Genomic DNA, 699 nt, shown 5'->3' on the forward strand with positions numbered 1-699 from the left:
AAAATAATCTCTATGAAATTAATGTTCATATGATAGAATTATTTGTTACTCTATACAAAGTAAATGACATTGAATTAGAAAACTTAAAAACAGCTAATTTCACTACAATTCAATATTCAGGATGCAAGAATCTTATTGAATATGTAAATCAAAATATTTTCAATTATGTTGAATTTGTATATTTAGAATTAAAAGACAATATTGATGAGGACGAAAATAGTATTGTAACTCTCTTAAATGCTGGATTAATAGAAGAAGTTTGCTTTCAAATGATTGAAAAAAATCGAACAATAATTAGTGACGTTTCAAAAATTAATGACAAAGGTCTATGGAGTAAATTATTTGAATATAACCGATTGGAAATTTCTTGGAAAAACTTTTTTGAATACTTTAAGAAATTTGACAAAATAGATGAAACTCTGGTAAATTACTTAAATGATGAAAGAGTTTCTAGCAGACTCTCTGAAAAAGAGATGACAGAAATTGATGAAGACTCTCAGTTGCTCTTTAGCGAACTTATTATTACGAGTACGATTGGTGATGATAGTTTTAAAGCTCTAGCGAAACAATTTCCATATATTTATAATATGGATGAATTAATAGAAGTTTCCCATAATAAAATAAAGATTCTTATTGAGCATCATTTAATTAAATTAGATAAAAATAATTTCGAAACATTAAATAATCGATATCCACAAT

The 699-nt window shown here is 25.0% G+C and carries 1 protein-coding gene; it reads left to right on the top strand.

Annotation, left to right across the window (positions count from 1 at the left end):
• Nucleotides 1–29: 29 nt before the first annotated feature.
• The coding region (locus B0E44_RS12135) for a hypothetical protein (RefSeq protein ID WP_131828085.1) at nucleotides 30–699 on the top strand (670 nt) is incomplete at its 3' end.

It is taken from the genome of Flavobacterium sp. A45 (genome assembly GCF_002001005.1).
Classification (GTDB): domain Bacteria; phylum Bacteroidota; class Bacteroidia; order Flavobacteriales; family Flavobacteriaceae; genus Flavobacterium.